Annotated in this window: 12 protein-coding genes; 7 read left to right on the top strand and 5 right to left on the bottom strand. The window is 66.0% G+C overall.

Annotated features, from left to right (window positions below; genetic code table 11):
• The 4 genes from pcp to NX773_RS08295 all read right to left on the bottom strand — a co-directional run bounded on the left by pcp (position 1) and on the right by NX773_RS08295 (position 2,846).
• Positions 1-636, bottom strand: coding sequence for a pyroglutamyl-peptidase I (pcp, locus tag NX773_RS08310; RefSeq protein WP_258856708.1), 636 nt, complete (start codon positions 634-636; stop codon positions 1-3).
• 6 nt (positions 637-642) lie between these two features.
• Positions 643-1,599: a DUF979 domain-containing protein gene (locus NX773_RS08305; RefSeq protein ID WP_258855894.1), complete on the bottom strand. Its 957-nt coding sequence runs from the start codon at positions 1,597-1,599 to the stop codon at positions 643-645.
• Complete coding sequence (locus NX773_RS08300) at positions 1,596-2,288, bottom strand: DUF969 domain-containing protein (RefSeq protein WP_258855893.1); 693 nt, start codon at positions 2,286-2,288, stop codon at positions 1,596-1,598. Before NX773_RS08300 ends, NX773_RS08305 begins: the two co-directional genes overlap by 4 nt.
• A gap of 258 nt (positions 2,289-2,546) precedes the next feature.
• A complete protein-coding gene (locus NX773_RS08295) occupies positions 2,547-2,846 on the bottom strand; it encodes a YciI-like protein (protein ID WP_258855892.1) in 300 nt (99 codons plus the stop codon).
• Between the two features lie 145 nt (positions 2,847-2,991).
• Here NX773_RS08295 and NX773_RS08290 point away from each other — a divergent pair, with 145 nt between their 5' ends.
• The 7 genes from NX773_RS08290 to NX773_RS08260 all read left to right on the top strand — a co-directional run bounded on the left by NX773_RS08290 (position 2,992) and on the right by NX773_RS08260 (position 10,984).
• Positions 2,992-4,152, top strand: coding sequence for an NHL repeat-containing protein (locus NX773_RS08290; RefSeq protein WP_258855891.1), 1,161 nt, complete (start codon positions 2,992-2,994; stop codon positions 4,150-4,152).
• 120 nt (positions 4,153-4,272) lie between these two features.
• Entirely contained in the window at positions 4,273-4,815 is a 543-nt protein-coding gene (locus NX773_RS08285) for a DUF2231 domain-containing protein (protein ID WP_258855890.1), read from the top strand.
• Between the two features lie 312 nt (positions 4,816-5,127).
• On the top strand, positions 5,128-6,000 hold the full coding sequence (locus tag NX773_RS08280) for an alpha/beta hydrolase (protein ID WP_258855889.1): 873 nt from the start codon (positions 5,128-5,130) through the stop codon (positions 5,998-6,000).
• Between the two features lie 298 nt (positions 6,001-6,298).
• Positions 6,299-7,297 carry a BMP family lipoprotein gene (locus tag NX773_RS08275; protein ID WP_258855888.1) on the top strand — a complete coding sequence of 333 codons (999 nt, stop codon included), beginning with the start codon at positions 6,299-6,301 and terminating at the stop codon, positions 7,295-7,297.
• Between the two features lie 82 nt (positions 7,298-7,379).
• Entirely contained in the window at positions 7,380-8,909 is a 1,530-nt protein-coding gene (locus tag NX773_RS08270; RefSeq protein WP_258855887.1) for an ABC transporter ATP-binding protein, read from the top strand.
• Positions 8,906-10,012, top strand: a complete 1,107-nt coding sequence (locus NX773_RS08265; RefSeq protein ID WP_258855886.1) for an ABC transporter permease — start codon at positions 8,906-8,908, stop codon at positions 10,010-10,012. The genes NX773_RS08270 and NX773_RS08265 overlap by 4 nt, the downstream gene beginning before the upstream one ends.
• Positions 10,013-10,015: 3 nt before the next feature.
• Positions 10,016-10,984: an ABC transporter permease gene (locus tag NX773_RS08260; protein WP_258855885.1), complete on the top strand. Its 969-nt coding sequence runs from the start codon at positions 10,016-10,018 to the stop codon at positions 10,982-10,984.
• A 60-nt stretch (positions 10,985-11,044) separates the two neighbouring features.
• On the opposite strand, the gene NX773_RS08255 is transcribed toward NX773_RS08260, so the two are convergent.
• Positions 11,045-12,415: a hypothetical protein gene (locus tag NX773_RS08255; RefSeq protein ID WP_258855884.1), complete on the bottom strand. Its 1,371-nt coding sequence runs from the start codon at positions 12,413-12,415 to the stop codon at positions 11,045-11,047.
• Between the last annotated feature and the right edge of the window lie 42 nt (positions 12,416-12,457).

The following is a 12,457-nucleotide window of genomic DNA, read 5'->3' as shown; positions in this document are numbered from 1 at the left end:
TCAATGCGTCGCGCCGCCCGCCTCTGCGATGTCGGTTTCGGCGGACACCGACGCAATCACCGCCGCGCGCAGCCCTTCGACGATCTCGTCCAGCGTCATGCTCGGCACCCCCTTGCCCGCCTGCTCGGGCAGGAAGGGCACATGGATGAAGCCCGCGCGCACCGGCGTGTTGGCCGTGTTGTGCAGCAGCCCATAGAACACATGGTTGCAGACGAAGGTGCCGGCAGTCTGCGACACCCCTGCGCGCAGCCCGCGCTCGCGCATTTCGCGCACGGTGGCCTTGATCGGCAAGGTACTGAAATACGCCGCCGGGCCGCCCTCGACGATGGCGGCATCGACCGGCTGCTGCCCGTCGTTGTCCTCGATCGACGCATCGTCCACGTTGATGGCCACCCGCTCGACCGACAGCTCGGGCCTGCCGCCGGCCTGGCCGGTGGCGATGACGACGTCGGGCTTGAGCTCCTCCAGCAGGCCCGCCATGACGCGGTTGGCCAGGCCAAACACACAGGGAAGCTGGCGCACCTCCACCGCGAACTCGCCGTTGCGCCATCCCTTCAGTTCCTTTACCGCTTCCCAGGACGGGTTGATGCTCGCTTTGTTGAACGGTTCGAATCCAGTCAGAAGAATAGTTTTTATCATTGGCTACCGATCCATCAAGAAGTAGAGAAGGAAGATGTTCGCAACCAGAAGCGGCAAGGCAGTTGGCAGCTGCGCCCGGATCACGGCATGCCGGTCGGGCAGTTCGAGCAGCGCAACGGGGACAATATTAAAGGTAGCGGCCATCGGTGTCATCAGGGTGCCGCAATATGCACTGAACATACCGATCGCCGCCATGATCGCCGGGTTGGCGTGGTAGACCCCCACCAGCACCGGGATGCCGACGCCGCCCGCCATCACCGGGAAGGCCGCAAAGCCGTTGCCCATCACGATGGTGAAGAGCGCCATGCCGACGCAGTACACGGCCACCGCCACCAAGCGCAGGTCCATGTTCACGTACGAGGTGACCACGTGCGCCACGGCCTTGGACACGCCGGCCTCGGTAAACAGCAGCCCCAGTACCGCCAGAAAGTGCGGCAGCACCAGCGCCCAGCCGATCGCATCTAACAGGCGGCGCAGCTCGCGCACACCCTGCATCGGGCTCGAGCGCGTGAGCCGGCAGGCCAGCGCCAGCGCCACCACCGCGCCCACGCCCAGCGCCGCAAGCGTCAGGTTCTTCGGGTCGAGCACGAACAGCTCGCCGATCTTGACGTCCTTGAGCAGCGTGGAGCCGATGACGGTCACCACCGGCACGGCCAGCGCCGGGATCAGGAGCTTGTGGCCCAGGCGCGCCGCGCTGGCCTGGCGCTCGCTTTCCGGCAGCGCGTCGTGGCGCCCTGCCCGCACCCAGCCGAAGCCGGCGATGAGGGCCATGGCGATCATCAGCACGCCGCCCGCAAGCGGCGGGATGCGCTCGCCGAGCAGGTACACGAGCGCGTACAGGCCCCAGAACGCGGCGGTGGTGAAGCGGCGCGGATTGGCCTTGTCGCGCACCGACAGCACGGCCACGATGGCCAGCAGCACACCCACCAGCAGGTACACATAGTCGAGCGAGACGATCACTTGCTGCCTCCTTCGCGCAGGATCTGCGCGTCCAGCCGGCGCAGGTTCCAGCTGTGGATGACGAAGGCGCATACGGCGGTGGGCAGCCCCCACAGGGCCATGTGCAGAGGATCGACTTCGATGCCTTCTGCGCGCAGGATGGTCTGCATCAGCACGATGGCGCCGAACGCGACGAAGATATCCTCGCCGAAGAACAGGCCCACGTTGTCGGTGGCGGCGGCCATCGCGCGCACGCGGTGGCGCAGCGCGTCGGGCAGGTGGCCGGCGCGCGCTTCGGCGGCGCCCTCGGCCATCGGCGCGACCAGCGGGCGCACCATCGAGGCCTGGCCGCCAAGGCTGGTGAGGCCGCACGCGGCGGAGAGTTCGCGCACCAGCAGGTAAACAATGAGCAGGCGGCCGGCGGTGGCGGACTTGATCTTTGCGATGGTCGCCTGCGCGTAGTCCTTCAGGCCGAAGCGCTCGAGCAGGCCGATTGCGGCCAGCGGCAGTATGTAAATCAGTGGAAGATTGCGCGTCTTGATGAACGCCGCGCCCAGCGATTCGAGAATCTGGGTGACCGGCAGCGCGGCGGCGAGCCCCGTCACCGCGCATGACGCGACCACCACCAGCACCGGGTGCGCACGCAGCACGAAGCCGACGACGATCACGGCCACGCCCAATAGCGGCCACAGGTTGACTGCTGAATGCATGAATACTCCCGGCTTTAGGAAAGGCCGGGCAATATTAACCGATGAGCTTGCTTGCGTCGTCGTCAGCGCGTTTCGTAGGGTGGGCGGGTTTCCCGCCCACGCGTCCAAACAGAGCTCGCGTCGCTTTGGCCCTCATCGACGAACGCATGGGCGGCGGTGATACAAGTCACCCAAGCGGCCGCAACACCCGTTCTCCCGTCCACGCGCCACGTATCACCGCGTGGGCACAGTGTGCCCACCCTACAAAACCGGCTCCGCTCAAGGCCGCACGGGGTTGGTCGCGTCCTCGCCCACTACGATATTCCACTGCCGGACGTGGAAGGCCTTGACCAGGCCATGGGTCACGTAAGGGTCGGACGCCGCAAAGCGCGTCACGGTTTCGGGGCTGTCGCACTTAAACATCAGGATCGCGTGATCCGCAGGGTCGGCCAGTGCACCTGCCATCACGAGTTCGCCTGGCTGCTGCGCCTCCCACGCGTACTTCAGATGCTCGGTACGGAACTCTGCACGACGGTCCAAATAGTCGGACGCGAGATCATAGATCAGCAAATAGTGCATGGACTCTTCCCAGTCAGTCGTATTGGCACAACGGCCATCTTAACCGATGCCGCGCCCACCACCCTGACACGCTTGATCGTCCTCAGACCTTGGTCGAACCCGACAATTAATCTGGGTGCGAACAGATCAAGGAAAGGTGAAGAACATGAAGACATCCGGATTGTGGTTCGCGCCACTTGTGCTATGTGCCGTGACAGCCGGTTGCGGCGGCAGCAGCGACTGGTGCGTGACGTGGGACGACGGCCATCCCCACGACAAATGGGATCATCCCAAGAAAACCCCGGCGCCAGCTCCTGGCGACCCGTCGCAGCCGACCGGCATGACGCTGATCGCGGGCGACCAGTGCAACCTGTGCACCGGCTCGGGCGACGGTACCGGCTCGGGCGCCCGGTTCAACGGCGCCGAAGGCGTGGCCTACGATGGCCACGGCAACCTGTTCGTGGCCGAACGCGGCGGCTCCATCATCCGCAAGGTGACGGCGCTGGGCGTGGTCACCACGGTGGCCGGGTCGGCGGGCCAGGACGGCAGCGCCGACGGCGCCGGCAACGCCGCGCGCTTTCGCAATCCAACCCGGCTGACCATCGACGGCGGCGGCAATCTGTACGTAACCGACACCGGCAACTCGCTGATCCGTAAGATCAGCCCGGCCGGCGCGGTGACCACGATCGCCGGCCAGGCCGGGGCATGCGGATCGGCCGATGGCGCCGGCGGCTTTGCGCAGTTCTGCAATCCGCAAGGGATCACGATGGACCAGGCGGGCAACCTGTTCGTGGCCGACACCAAGAACCACACCGTCCGCAAGATCGCGCCCTCCGGCCAGGTGACGACCATCGCGGGACAGACCGGCGTGTGCGGCAGCGCCGACGGACGCGGGACCAGCGCCATGTTCTGCGAGCCGCGCGACATCACGGTGGACCGCTGGAACAACGTGTACGTGGCCGATACCGCCAATTCGACGATCCGCATGATCGACCCGAAGGGCAACGTCACCACGCTGGCCGGCGCCGCAGGCGTGTGCTCCAGCGCGGACGGTCCCACCGGTACCTCGCGCCTGTGCTCCCCGAGCGGCATTACGGTGGACAGCATGGACAACCTGTACGTGACCGACACCGCCAACTCCACCGTGCGCCGCATCGACGTGGCCAACAACACGACCACGGTGGCCGGGGTGGCGCAGCAGCATGGCATCGTGCTCGGACCGCTGCCCGGCGGCCTCGATTCGCCGATCGGCATCACGATGCAGACCGATGCCGCGGTGGCACTGACCTCGCACAACCTGGTGATCCGGCTCGTGCCCGGCAAGTGAACCGTTTCGCCTGCGGCGCCCGGCCCGCAGTTGCCCACGTTTATCGTGCGTGTGCGCCAGCGGGCTTATGCCACACTGTCCGCTCGCCTCGACCGAACCGATCCTCGTAAGGAGTTTCCCATGCCAAAGTCCACGCTCGCCGGCCATCCATTGCACCCAATGCTCGTCGTCGCCCCGGCGGCCCTGCTGCCCTTCAGCTTCATCCTGGATGCGATGCACAACGCCACCGACAACGACGATTACGCCAACGCGGCGTACTACGGCCTGACGGGCGCGCTGATCGGCGGCGCCGCCGCGGCGCTGGCGGGGGCCATGGACTACCTCACCATCGAGCGCGACACCGACGTCAAGCGCACCGCCAACCTGCACGCCATGCTCAACGGCGGGGTAATGGTGGCAACCGCCGCCAACGTGCTGATGCGCCGCAACCAGCCGCGCCATGTCGGCGGCTCGCTGGCGCTGTCCGCGCTTGGCGCGCTGGGGGTGATCGTGTCCGGCTGGTTCGGTGGGCGGCTGGTGTACGAACAGGGCATGCGCGTGAAAGGCGTGAGCCCGGTGGAGCACGAGCGCGACGTCAAGATGCTGCCGGGGGACGAGAAGATCGAGCATGCGATGGCGGGCGCGGAAAAGTACGTGCCGTCGGCCGGGCCGGTACTGCACTGAAGCAGGCAAGCGCTGCTGTCGAGTGAACACCGCCACTGGTTGAACGCGTGGGCAGACGAGCTGCCCACCCTACCCTACCGAAGCGCCGGCGCCACCGCGCAGGGTGGCAGCTCGTCTGCCCACGCGTCCACCCGTCCGTGCGGCCGGTCCCAATCCCGCAAAGCTGCCGGCACCGCGCCGCTTGGCACAACGCAAGCCGTCCGCCGTCTTTCGTTGTAAGCGCGCCACGTTCCCGCCGATCTTGCTGAACTAGCGCAGCGTTTGCTCGTTACCGCACAGAGCGCGCGACCGCCGGGGGGTAAGCTGGGTCGCATGAACACCACGTCCAAAAAAATGGCTGCCGGCATGGCCGGATTCGCCAGCTTCCTGTGGCTGGGGCTGACGGCTGCCGTGGCCGCCAACCAGCGGCGCCTGGTGTTCAATCCCGTGGTCACGCCCGAGGTCCCCAGTCCGCGCAGCAGCGGACACCGCACGCGCCCCGTGGTGCTGCGCGCCAACGACGGCACCCGCCTGTGCGGCTGGCTGATGACCCCGCACGTGCCCGGCCCGCACCCGGCCGTGCTGTATTTCGGCGGCCGTTCCGAAGAAGTGTCCTGGGTCGCGCGCGACGCCGGCCGCATGTTTCCGAACATGACGGTGCTGGCCATGAACTACCGCGGCTACGGCAATTCGCATGGCGACCCGGCAGAAACTCACATGGTCGATGACGGCTGCGCCCTGTTCGACTGGCTGACCGGGAACGGCTACGTGGACGCCGGCCGCATCGCCGTGGTCGGGCGCAGCCTGGGTTCGGGCGTGGCGATCCAGGTCGCCAAGGAGCGGCCGGCCCACGCGGTGGTCCTGATCACCCCTTACGACTCGGTACTGGCGATCGCCAAGCGGCGCTTTCGCGGCATGCCGATCGAGTACATGCTGCGCCACCGCTTCGAGTCGATCAAGTACGCGCCCGCGCTCAAGGCCCCAACCTACGTGCTGCGCGCCGAGCGCGACGACGTGATCCCCCACTCGCACACCGACCAGCTCGTGGCCAAGCTGGCCCAGTTGTGCGGTGACGACATCGTGCCCGGCTCCGACCACCTGACCATCCCCTACCTCGCGGACACGCAGCAGCGCGTGGCGTTTTTCCTGGCCAGCCGCTTTGCCGCCACGTCCATACAAGCAGCCCTGCCGCCGGCCCTCACGTAAAAAAATGCGGCCACCTGCCAGCATTTATATTTGCTCCAAATAAATTGCGCAGTAAAATCGTATTTGTCTTATGCAAATGCGCTGATGCATATTTGTAAGCTTGCGCCGCCCTTGTTGTGGTAATGCGACGTCCTGCTGTCGATACCCCCCGACGCGATACAAAACGTAACATCCTGTACCGTGCCGGCCTGCCAGAATCCCGCGAAGACATGTCCGCGGTGAAGCATGAAAGCTTGCGCAGGCCCTGCCAACACAGCCGTTGTGCCGGGTACAATATTGGAATTCCAGGAGCCAACCCATGAAAATTAAGCACCTCTGCATGACGATCGCCGCCCTGTGCGTGGCCGGCAGCGCCGCAGCGGCCGCCGCGCCCAAGCTGGGCATCGTGTACGACGCGGGCGGCAAGTTCGACAAGTCGTTCAACCAGTCGGCCTACGTCGGCGCCGAGCGCTTCAAGAAGGAAACCGGCATCGGCTACCTGGAGGCGCAGGCCAACAGCGACACCCAGTCCGAGCAGGTGCTGCGCGGCCTGGCGCGCAAGAAGCTGGACCTGATCGTGGCCGTCGGCTTCTCGCAAAGCCAGTCGGTGCAGAAGGTGGCCAAGGAATTCCCCAACGTGCGCTTCGTCGTGATCGACGGCGTGGCCCAGGGTAGCAACGTCAACTCGGTGCTGTTCAAGGAACAGGAAGGCTCCTACCTGGTCGGCCTGGCGGCGTCGATGGCGTCCAAGTCCAAGAAGATCGGCTTCATCGGCGGCATGGACATTCCGCTGATCCGCGCCTTTGCCTGCGGCTACGCGCAAGGCGCCAAGGCCGAGAACGCCAAGGTCGAGATCCTGCAGAACATGGTGGGCACCACCAGCGCGGCCTGGAACGACCCGGCCAAGGGTGGCGAGCTGGCTCGCGCCCAGTTCGACCGTGGCGCCGACGTGGTGTTCGCGGTGGCCGGCGGCTCGGGCATGGGCGCGCTGCAGCAGGCCAAGGAAAAAGGCAAGCTGGCCATCGGGGTAGACTCGAACCAGAACTACCTGCACCCGGGCGCGATGCTGACCTCGATGGTCAAGCACGTGGACAACGCGGTGTACACCGAATTCACCGAAATGAAGAACGGCACCTGGAAGCCGGGCGTGACCTACCTGGGCCTGAAGGAAGGCGGCGTGGACTGGGTGGTGGACAAGGACAACCGCGCGGTCGTGCCGGCCGCGATGGAAAAACGCGTCAACGCGGCCAGGGCCGACATTATCAGCGGCAAGATCAAGGTGGTGGACTACCGCGCCAACAGCTCCTGCCCGATCTGATCTTTTTACTCACTTGAAAAGCGCGCCGCGCCGGCAAGTCCGGCGCGGCGCGCTTTTGAACGTATAACGCAAGCGACTGAACATGCAGCCAGCCGTAGAATTTCGCAACATAAGCAAGGCCTTCGGGCCGGTGCAGGCGAACGCCGACGTCAGCTTTTCGATTGCCAAGGGCTCGATCCACGGCGTGATCGGCGAGAACGGCGCCGGCAAGTCGACCCTGATGAGCATCCTGTACGGCTACTACAACGCCGACAGCGGACAAGTCCTCATCGACGGCCAGCCGCGCGAGATCCGCACCAGCCACGACGCGATCGCGCTGGGCATCGGCATGGTGCACCAGCACTTCATGCTGGTCGAGAACATGACCGTGCTCGACAACGTGATGCTCGGCGCCGAGGGCGGCTTCAAGCTCAAGTCCAAGCGCGGCGCGGTGGAAGCGAAGCTGCGCGAGATCTGCGACAAGTACCGGCTCGACGTCGATCCGCTGGCCACCATCGCCGACCTGTCGGTGGGCGCGCAGCAACGCGTGGAGATCCTCAAGCAGATCTACCGCAGCGCCGAGATCCTGATCCTGGACGAACCGACCGCGGTGCTGACCGCGCAGGAGACCGCGGCGCTGTTCGAGATCCTGCGGCTGTTCAAGGACCAGGGCAAGACCATCATCCTCATCACCCACAAGCTGCAGGAGATCATGGACATCACCGACCAGGTGACCGTGATGCGCGCCGGCCGCGTGGTGGGCGCGGTGGCCACCGTTGACACCACCAAGGAGCAGCTGGCCGGCATGATGGTGGGCCGCCCGATCCAGAGCGAACTGCCGCGCAAGCCCTACAACCCGGGCGCGCCGGTGCTACGCGTGACCAATCTGCAGCTGGCCGATGCGCAAGGAGTCAAGCTGTTGGCCGACATCGATCTCACGGTGCGTGCCGGCGAGATCGTCGCAATCGCGGGCGTGTCCGGCAACGGCCAGAGCGAGCTGATGGAGATCCTGTCGGGCATGCGCCTGCCCAGCTCCGGCAGCGTGGAATTCATGGGCAAGGAGATGCCGATTGCCGGCCGCTCCAATGCCGATGGCCTGCCCGCCGTATTCCGCGACATGGGCATCGCGCACGTGCCGGAAGACCGCCTGCGCGATGGCGTCGTCAAGGACTTCTCGGTCATGCAGAACACCGTGTTCGGCTACCAGGACCGCGTGACGAACGGCCTGGGCCTGTTCGACTTCGACGCCATCGCCAAGCGCTGCGCGCACCTGCTCGAGGAATTCGACGTGCGCCCGAAGGACCCCAACGTGCGCATCGGCCTGCTCTCCGGCGGCAACCAGCAGAAAGTGGTGATCGCGCGCGAAGTATCGGCCAGCCCCAAGCTCATGCTGGTGGGCCAGCCCACGCGCGGCGTGGACATCGGCACCATCGAGAGCATCCACACCCAGCTGCTGCGCCTGCGCGACGAAGGCGTGGCGATCCTCCTGGTGTCGGTGGAGCTGGAAGAAGTGCGCGCCCTCGCGGACCGCATCGTCGTCATGTCGGGCGGGCGCATCACGGGCGAACTCAAAGTTGAAGAATTCGATACGACCCGCATCGGTCTGCTGATGGGCGGGATGCACAAATCATGAAAACCACCGAACTGCCACGCTGGGCCACCGGCTTTGTCCTACCCATCCTGAACCTGCTGTCGGCGCTCCTGGTCGCCGCACTGGTGATCCACCTGCTCGGCGAAAGCCCGCTCGAATCGCTCGGCATCCTGGTCAACAGCGCCGTGCTCAATCCGGAAGGCCTGGCCTACACGCTGTTCTACGCCAGCACCTTCATCTTCACCGGCCTTGCGGTCTCGATCGCGATGAAGGCGGGCCTGTTCAACATTGGCGCGGAAGGCCAGATGTACGTGGGCGGCCTGGGCCTGACGCTGGTGATGCTCTCGTTCGACCACGCACTGCCGGCCTGGCTGCTGGTGCCGCTGGCGATGATCGGCGCCGCCGTGTTCGGCGCGCTGTGGGCCTTCATCCCCGGCTACCTGCAGGCCAAGCGCGGCAGCCACGTGGTGGTCACCACCATCATGTTCAACTTCATCGCCGCCAGCCTGATGAACTTCCTGATCGTGAAGTACCTGGTGCCCGAAGGCGAACAGAACCCGGCCAGTCGCCCGTTTGCGGCAGCCGGCGAAATGCCGCGCATCTCGAGCTGGTTCGCAGGCAGCGACGGCAGCTCGCCGCTGGGCGACGCGCCGCTCAACATCACCTTCCTGGTCGCGATTGCGGCGCTGGTGATCTACGGCGTGGTGGTGTGGCGCTCGTCGTTCGGCTACAAGCTGCGCGCCACGGGGCTGAACCAGCACGCCGCGCATTACGCGGGCGTGTCGATCAGCCGCATGATCATCATGACCATGCTGGTCTCCGGCGCGCTGGCGGGCCTGGGCGCGGTCAACTCGGTGATGGGCTCGACCCACTACCTGTCGCTCAACTTCCCCGCCGGCGCCGGTTTCGTCGGCATCGCGATCGCGCTGATGGGGCGCCAGCACCCGGTCGGCATCTTCCTGTCGTCCGTGCTGTTCGGCGCGCTGATCCAGGGCGGCTTTGACCTGTCGCTGGAAAAACCGAACATCCCGCAAGAGACCTTCATTTTCATCCAGGGCCTGATCATCCTGTTCTGCGGCGCGATGGAGAACCTGTACGCTCCCGCCGTGCTCAAGCTGGTCAACCTGACTCGTTCCAAAGGATAAGCCATGCTGGAAGATCTTCACATTGCCAGTATCGTCGTCTCCACGATCCGCAACGCGCCGGTGCTGATGTTCGCCGCGCTGGCCGGCCTGTTCGCCGAACGCAGCGGCGTGGTGGACATTGGCCTGGAAGGCAAGATCCTCGCCTCCGCCTTCGTCTCGGCTGCGGTGGCCTACGCGACCCAGAACCCCTGGTGGGGCGTGGCTGCCGCGATGGCGGTATCCGCTGCCATCGCCATGGTGCAGGCCTTCGTCTCGATCACCCAGAAAGGCAACCAGCTGGTGGCGGGCATCGCGATCAACATCGCCATGAGCGGATTGACGTTCGTGCTCGCGCAGTTCTTCTTCCAGCAGGGCGGGCGCACGCCGGACCTGGGCGACGCACACTTTTCCGAGATCGTCCTGCCCGGCACGGCGGCGCTGGACAGCATTCCGTTCGTCGGCTGGCTGTACGGCCACGTGATCGGCGGGCATTCGGTGCTGGTGTACCTGGCCTTCATCCTGCTGCCGCTGGTGCACTGGGTGGTGTTCCACAGCCGCTTCGGCCTGCGCCTGCGCGCCTGCGGCGAAAATCCGCATGCGGCCGACGCGGCCGGCGTGTCGGTGGCAAAGACGCGCTACCTGGCCATGCTGACCGCAGGCGTGCTGTGCTCGTTCTCGGGCTCGTACCTGGCGATCGTGCAGAGCGGCTTCTTCTTGCGCGACATGTCGGCCGGCGCCGGCTACCTGGCGCTGACCGCGCTCGTGTTCGGCAACTGGCGTCCTGTGCACACGGTGCTGGGCTGCCTGATGTTCGCGCTGTTCCAGGCGGTGCAGATCCAGCTCGAAGGCGTGGACCTGCCGGTGGTGGGCCGCATTCCGGGCGCGCTGATCCAAATGATTCCGTATGTGGTGACCGTGGTGGTGCTGGCCGGGCTGATGGCCAAGTCGGTGGCGCCGAAGGCGCTGGGTACGCCGTTCGTCAAGTCCCGCTGAGCCGCCCTGCTTTGCGTTACCGTCGTCCCGGCGAAAGCCGGGACGACGTGCAAGGGCTGACTACTCGGTTTCAGCTCCAACTCTTTCTATCTTCTTCCCGCTCGCATCGAGCGACTGCAGCGCGTGCGCGTTGCCCGTCATCGCCTGCTGCCACGCCGGCAGCACGCGAAACGTGAGCGCCAGGTCAAAGTCGCCCGCGATGCTTCCTTCATCCATCGGCACATTCCCCGGCCGGTTCTGGAACCAGCGCAGCCACTCGACGGACCCCGGCGCCGGCGAGTTCAGGTAGGGTGAACCGCGCCCGCCAACCGGCGGCGCCAGCGGCAGGATAAACGACGGCATGCCCTGCTTGTTCGCGTTCCACTGTGACGTGCCATGGCACGACAGGCAGGCCGTATTGCCCGCGCTGCGCACCAGCCTGCGCGTGCCGTCGTCCACGAACGAGATGTCGTTCTTGCCGTGGTCGTTCGGCCCCGACAGGCGCCCTCCCCAGCCCAGCGTCTCCATCGCGTAGCGCGGCGCGCGCGGATTGATCCACGATTCGCGCAGCGGCGCGTCCGGGTCGATGGCGCTGTTCACCTGCGGGTCCAGCCCCCACTGCGCGCCCAGCGGCACCATCTTGTCCCAGATGCCGTTCGCGCCCTCGCGCGCGTCGCGGTCGTACACGAAGGTGGCGAACACCCAGCCGGTCCGGGGCGCGGACTGCGTGTCCTTCACCACCACGTCCACCTGCATCAGGCGCAGGCCGTGCAGCGTGGGTTCGTCGAACTGGCCGGTGGTCGCATTGGCCGTCACCATGGCCGGCCACACCAGCGCCCCTTCCATCGCCGGCCACACGCTCGGGTCGGCGGTGGTAAAGGCGAGCTTCACCGTGATCGAGCCTTCCGCGTACTGGGTCGAAGCCTGGTCCACGATCGGACTCATCGCGCTCGTGCCCCATATCTTGCCGAGCGTTTGCGCGGCGGTCTTGTTGTAGTAAGTGACCGTGTAGGTGGTGAACGGCTTGGACAAGCGGCTTCGCGGGAACAGGGCCGGCTCCACCGAGGCCACCGCCACCGACAGCCCGTGGATCGCCTCGCGCTGGGCGCCCAGCCAGGGATCGTTGTACCAGCCGCGCCGGTCCGGGTCCCAGCTGTCGTAGTCCTGCAGCAGCTCGTGCATGTCCTTTGCCACCGTGTCCTTGAGCGCGGCCACGTAGTAGCGCGCGTTCTGGACCGAGATCTGGCGAGCATGGATGGCGCTGCGCCACGGCATGGCTGGCGCGGGCAGGCCCGACGGGTAGTGATAGCTCAGCAGGAACAGCGCGCCGTTGTAGTCGGCGCGCGCCGGGACAATGCCGTTGTGGTCGGCAAATGGATCGACCGCTGCCGCGTGTGCGGCCAGCGCGAACAAGGCTCCGCCAAGGCCCAGGCAGAAGCGCCGAATGAACATGTCATGCCTCCGTGAAGGAATCGCGAAGTGTTCATTCTTGGT

This window comes from Massilia solisilvae (genome assembly GCF_024753215.1).
Lineage (GTDB): Bacteria > Pseudomonadota > Gammaproteobacteria > Burkholderiales > Burkholderiaceae_D > Telluria > Telluria solisilvae.
The sequence above is the reverse complement of the archived record's forward strand: the minus strand, read 5'-3'. Positions and strand labels throughout refer to the sequence as shown.

What these genes read in the sequence shown, in the direction of transcription:
- NX773_RS08300 (WP_258855893.1), bottom strand. Translation starts at nt 2,288, where the DNA reads ATGCATTCAGCAGTCAACCTGTGGCCGCTATTGGGCGTGGCCGTGATC.
- NX773_RS08295 (WP_258855892.1), bottom strand. Translation starts at nt 2,846, where the DNA reads ATGCACTATTTGCTGATCTATGATCTCGCGTCCGACTATTTGGACCGT.
- NX773_RS08290 (WP_258855891.1), top strand. Translation starts at nt 2,992, where the DNA reads ATGAAGACATCCGGATTGTGGTTCGCGCCACTTGTGCTATGTGCCGTG.
- NX773_RS08285 (WP_258855890.1), top strand. Translation starts at nt 4,273, where the DNA reads ATGCCAAAGTCCACGCTCGCCGGCCATCCATTGCACCCAATGCTCGTC.
- NX773_RS08280 (WP_258855889.1), top strand. Translation starts at nt 5,128, where the DNA reads ATGAACACCACGTCCAAAAAAATGGCTGCCGGCATGGCCGGATTCGCC.
- NX773_RS08275 (WP_258855888.1), top strand. Translation starts at nt 6,299, where the DNA reads ATGAAAATTAAGCACCTCTGCATGACGATCGCCGCCCTGTGCGTGGCC.
- NX773_RS08270 (WP_258855887.1), top strand. Translation starts at nt 7,380, where the DNA reads ATGCAGCCAGCCGTAGAATTTCGCAACATAAGCAAGGCCTTCGGGCCG.
- NX773_RS08265 (WP_258855886.1), top strand. Translation starts at nt 8,906, where the DNA reads ATGAAAACCACCGAACTGCCACGCTGGGCCACCGGCTTTGTCCTACCC.
- NX773_RS08260 (WP_258855885.1), top strand. Translation starts at nt 10,016, where the DNA reads ATGCTGGAAGATCTTCACATTGCCAGTATCGTCGTCTCCACGATCCGC.
- NX773_RS08255 (WP_258855884.1), bottom strand. Translation starts at nt 12,415, where the DNA reads ATGTTCATTCGGCGCTTCTGCCTGGGCCTTGGCGGAGCCTTGTTCGCG.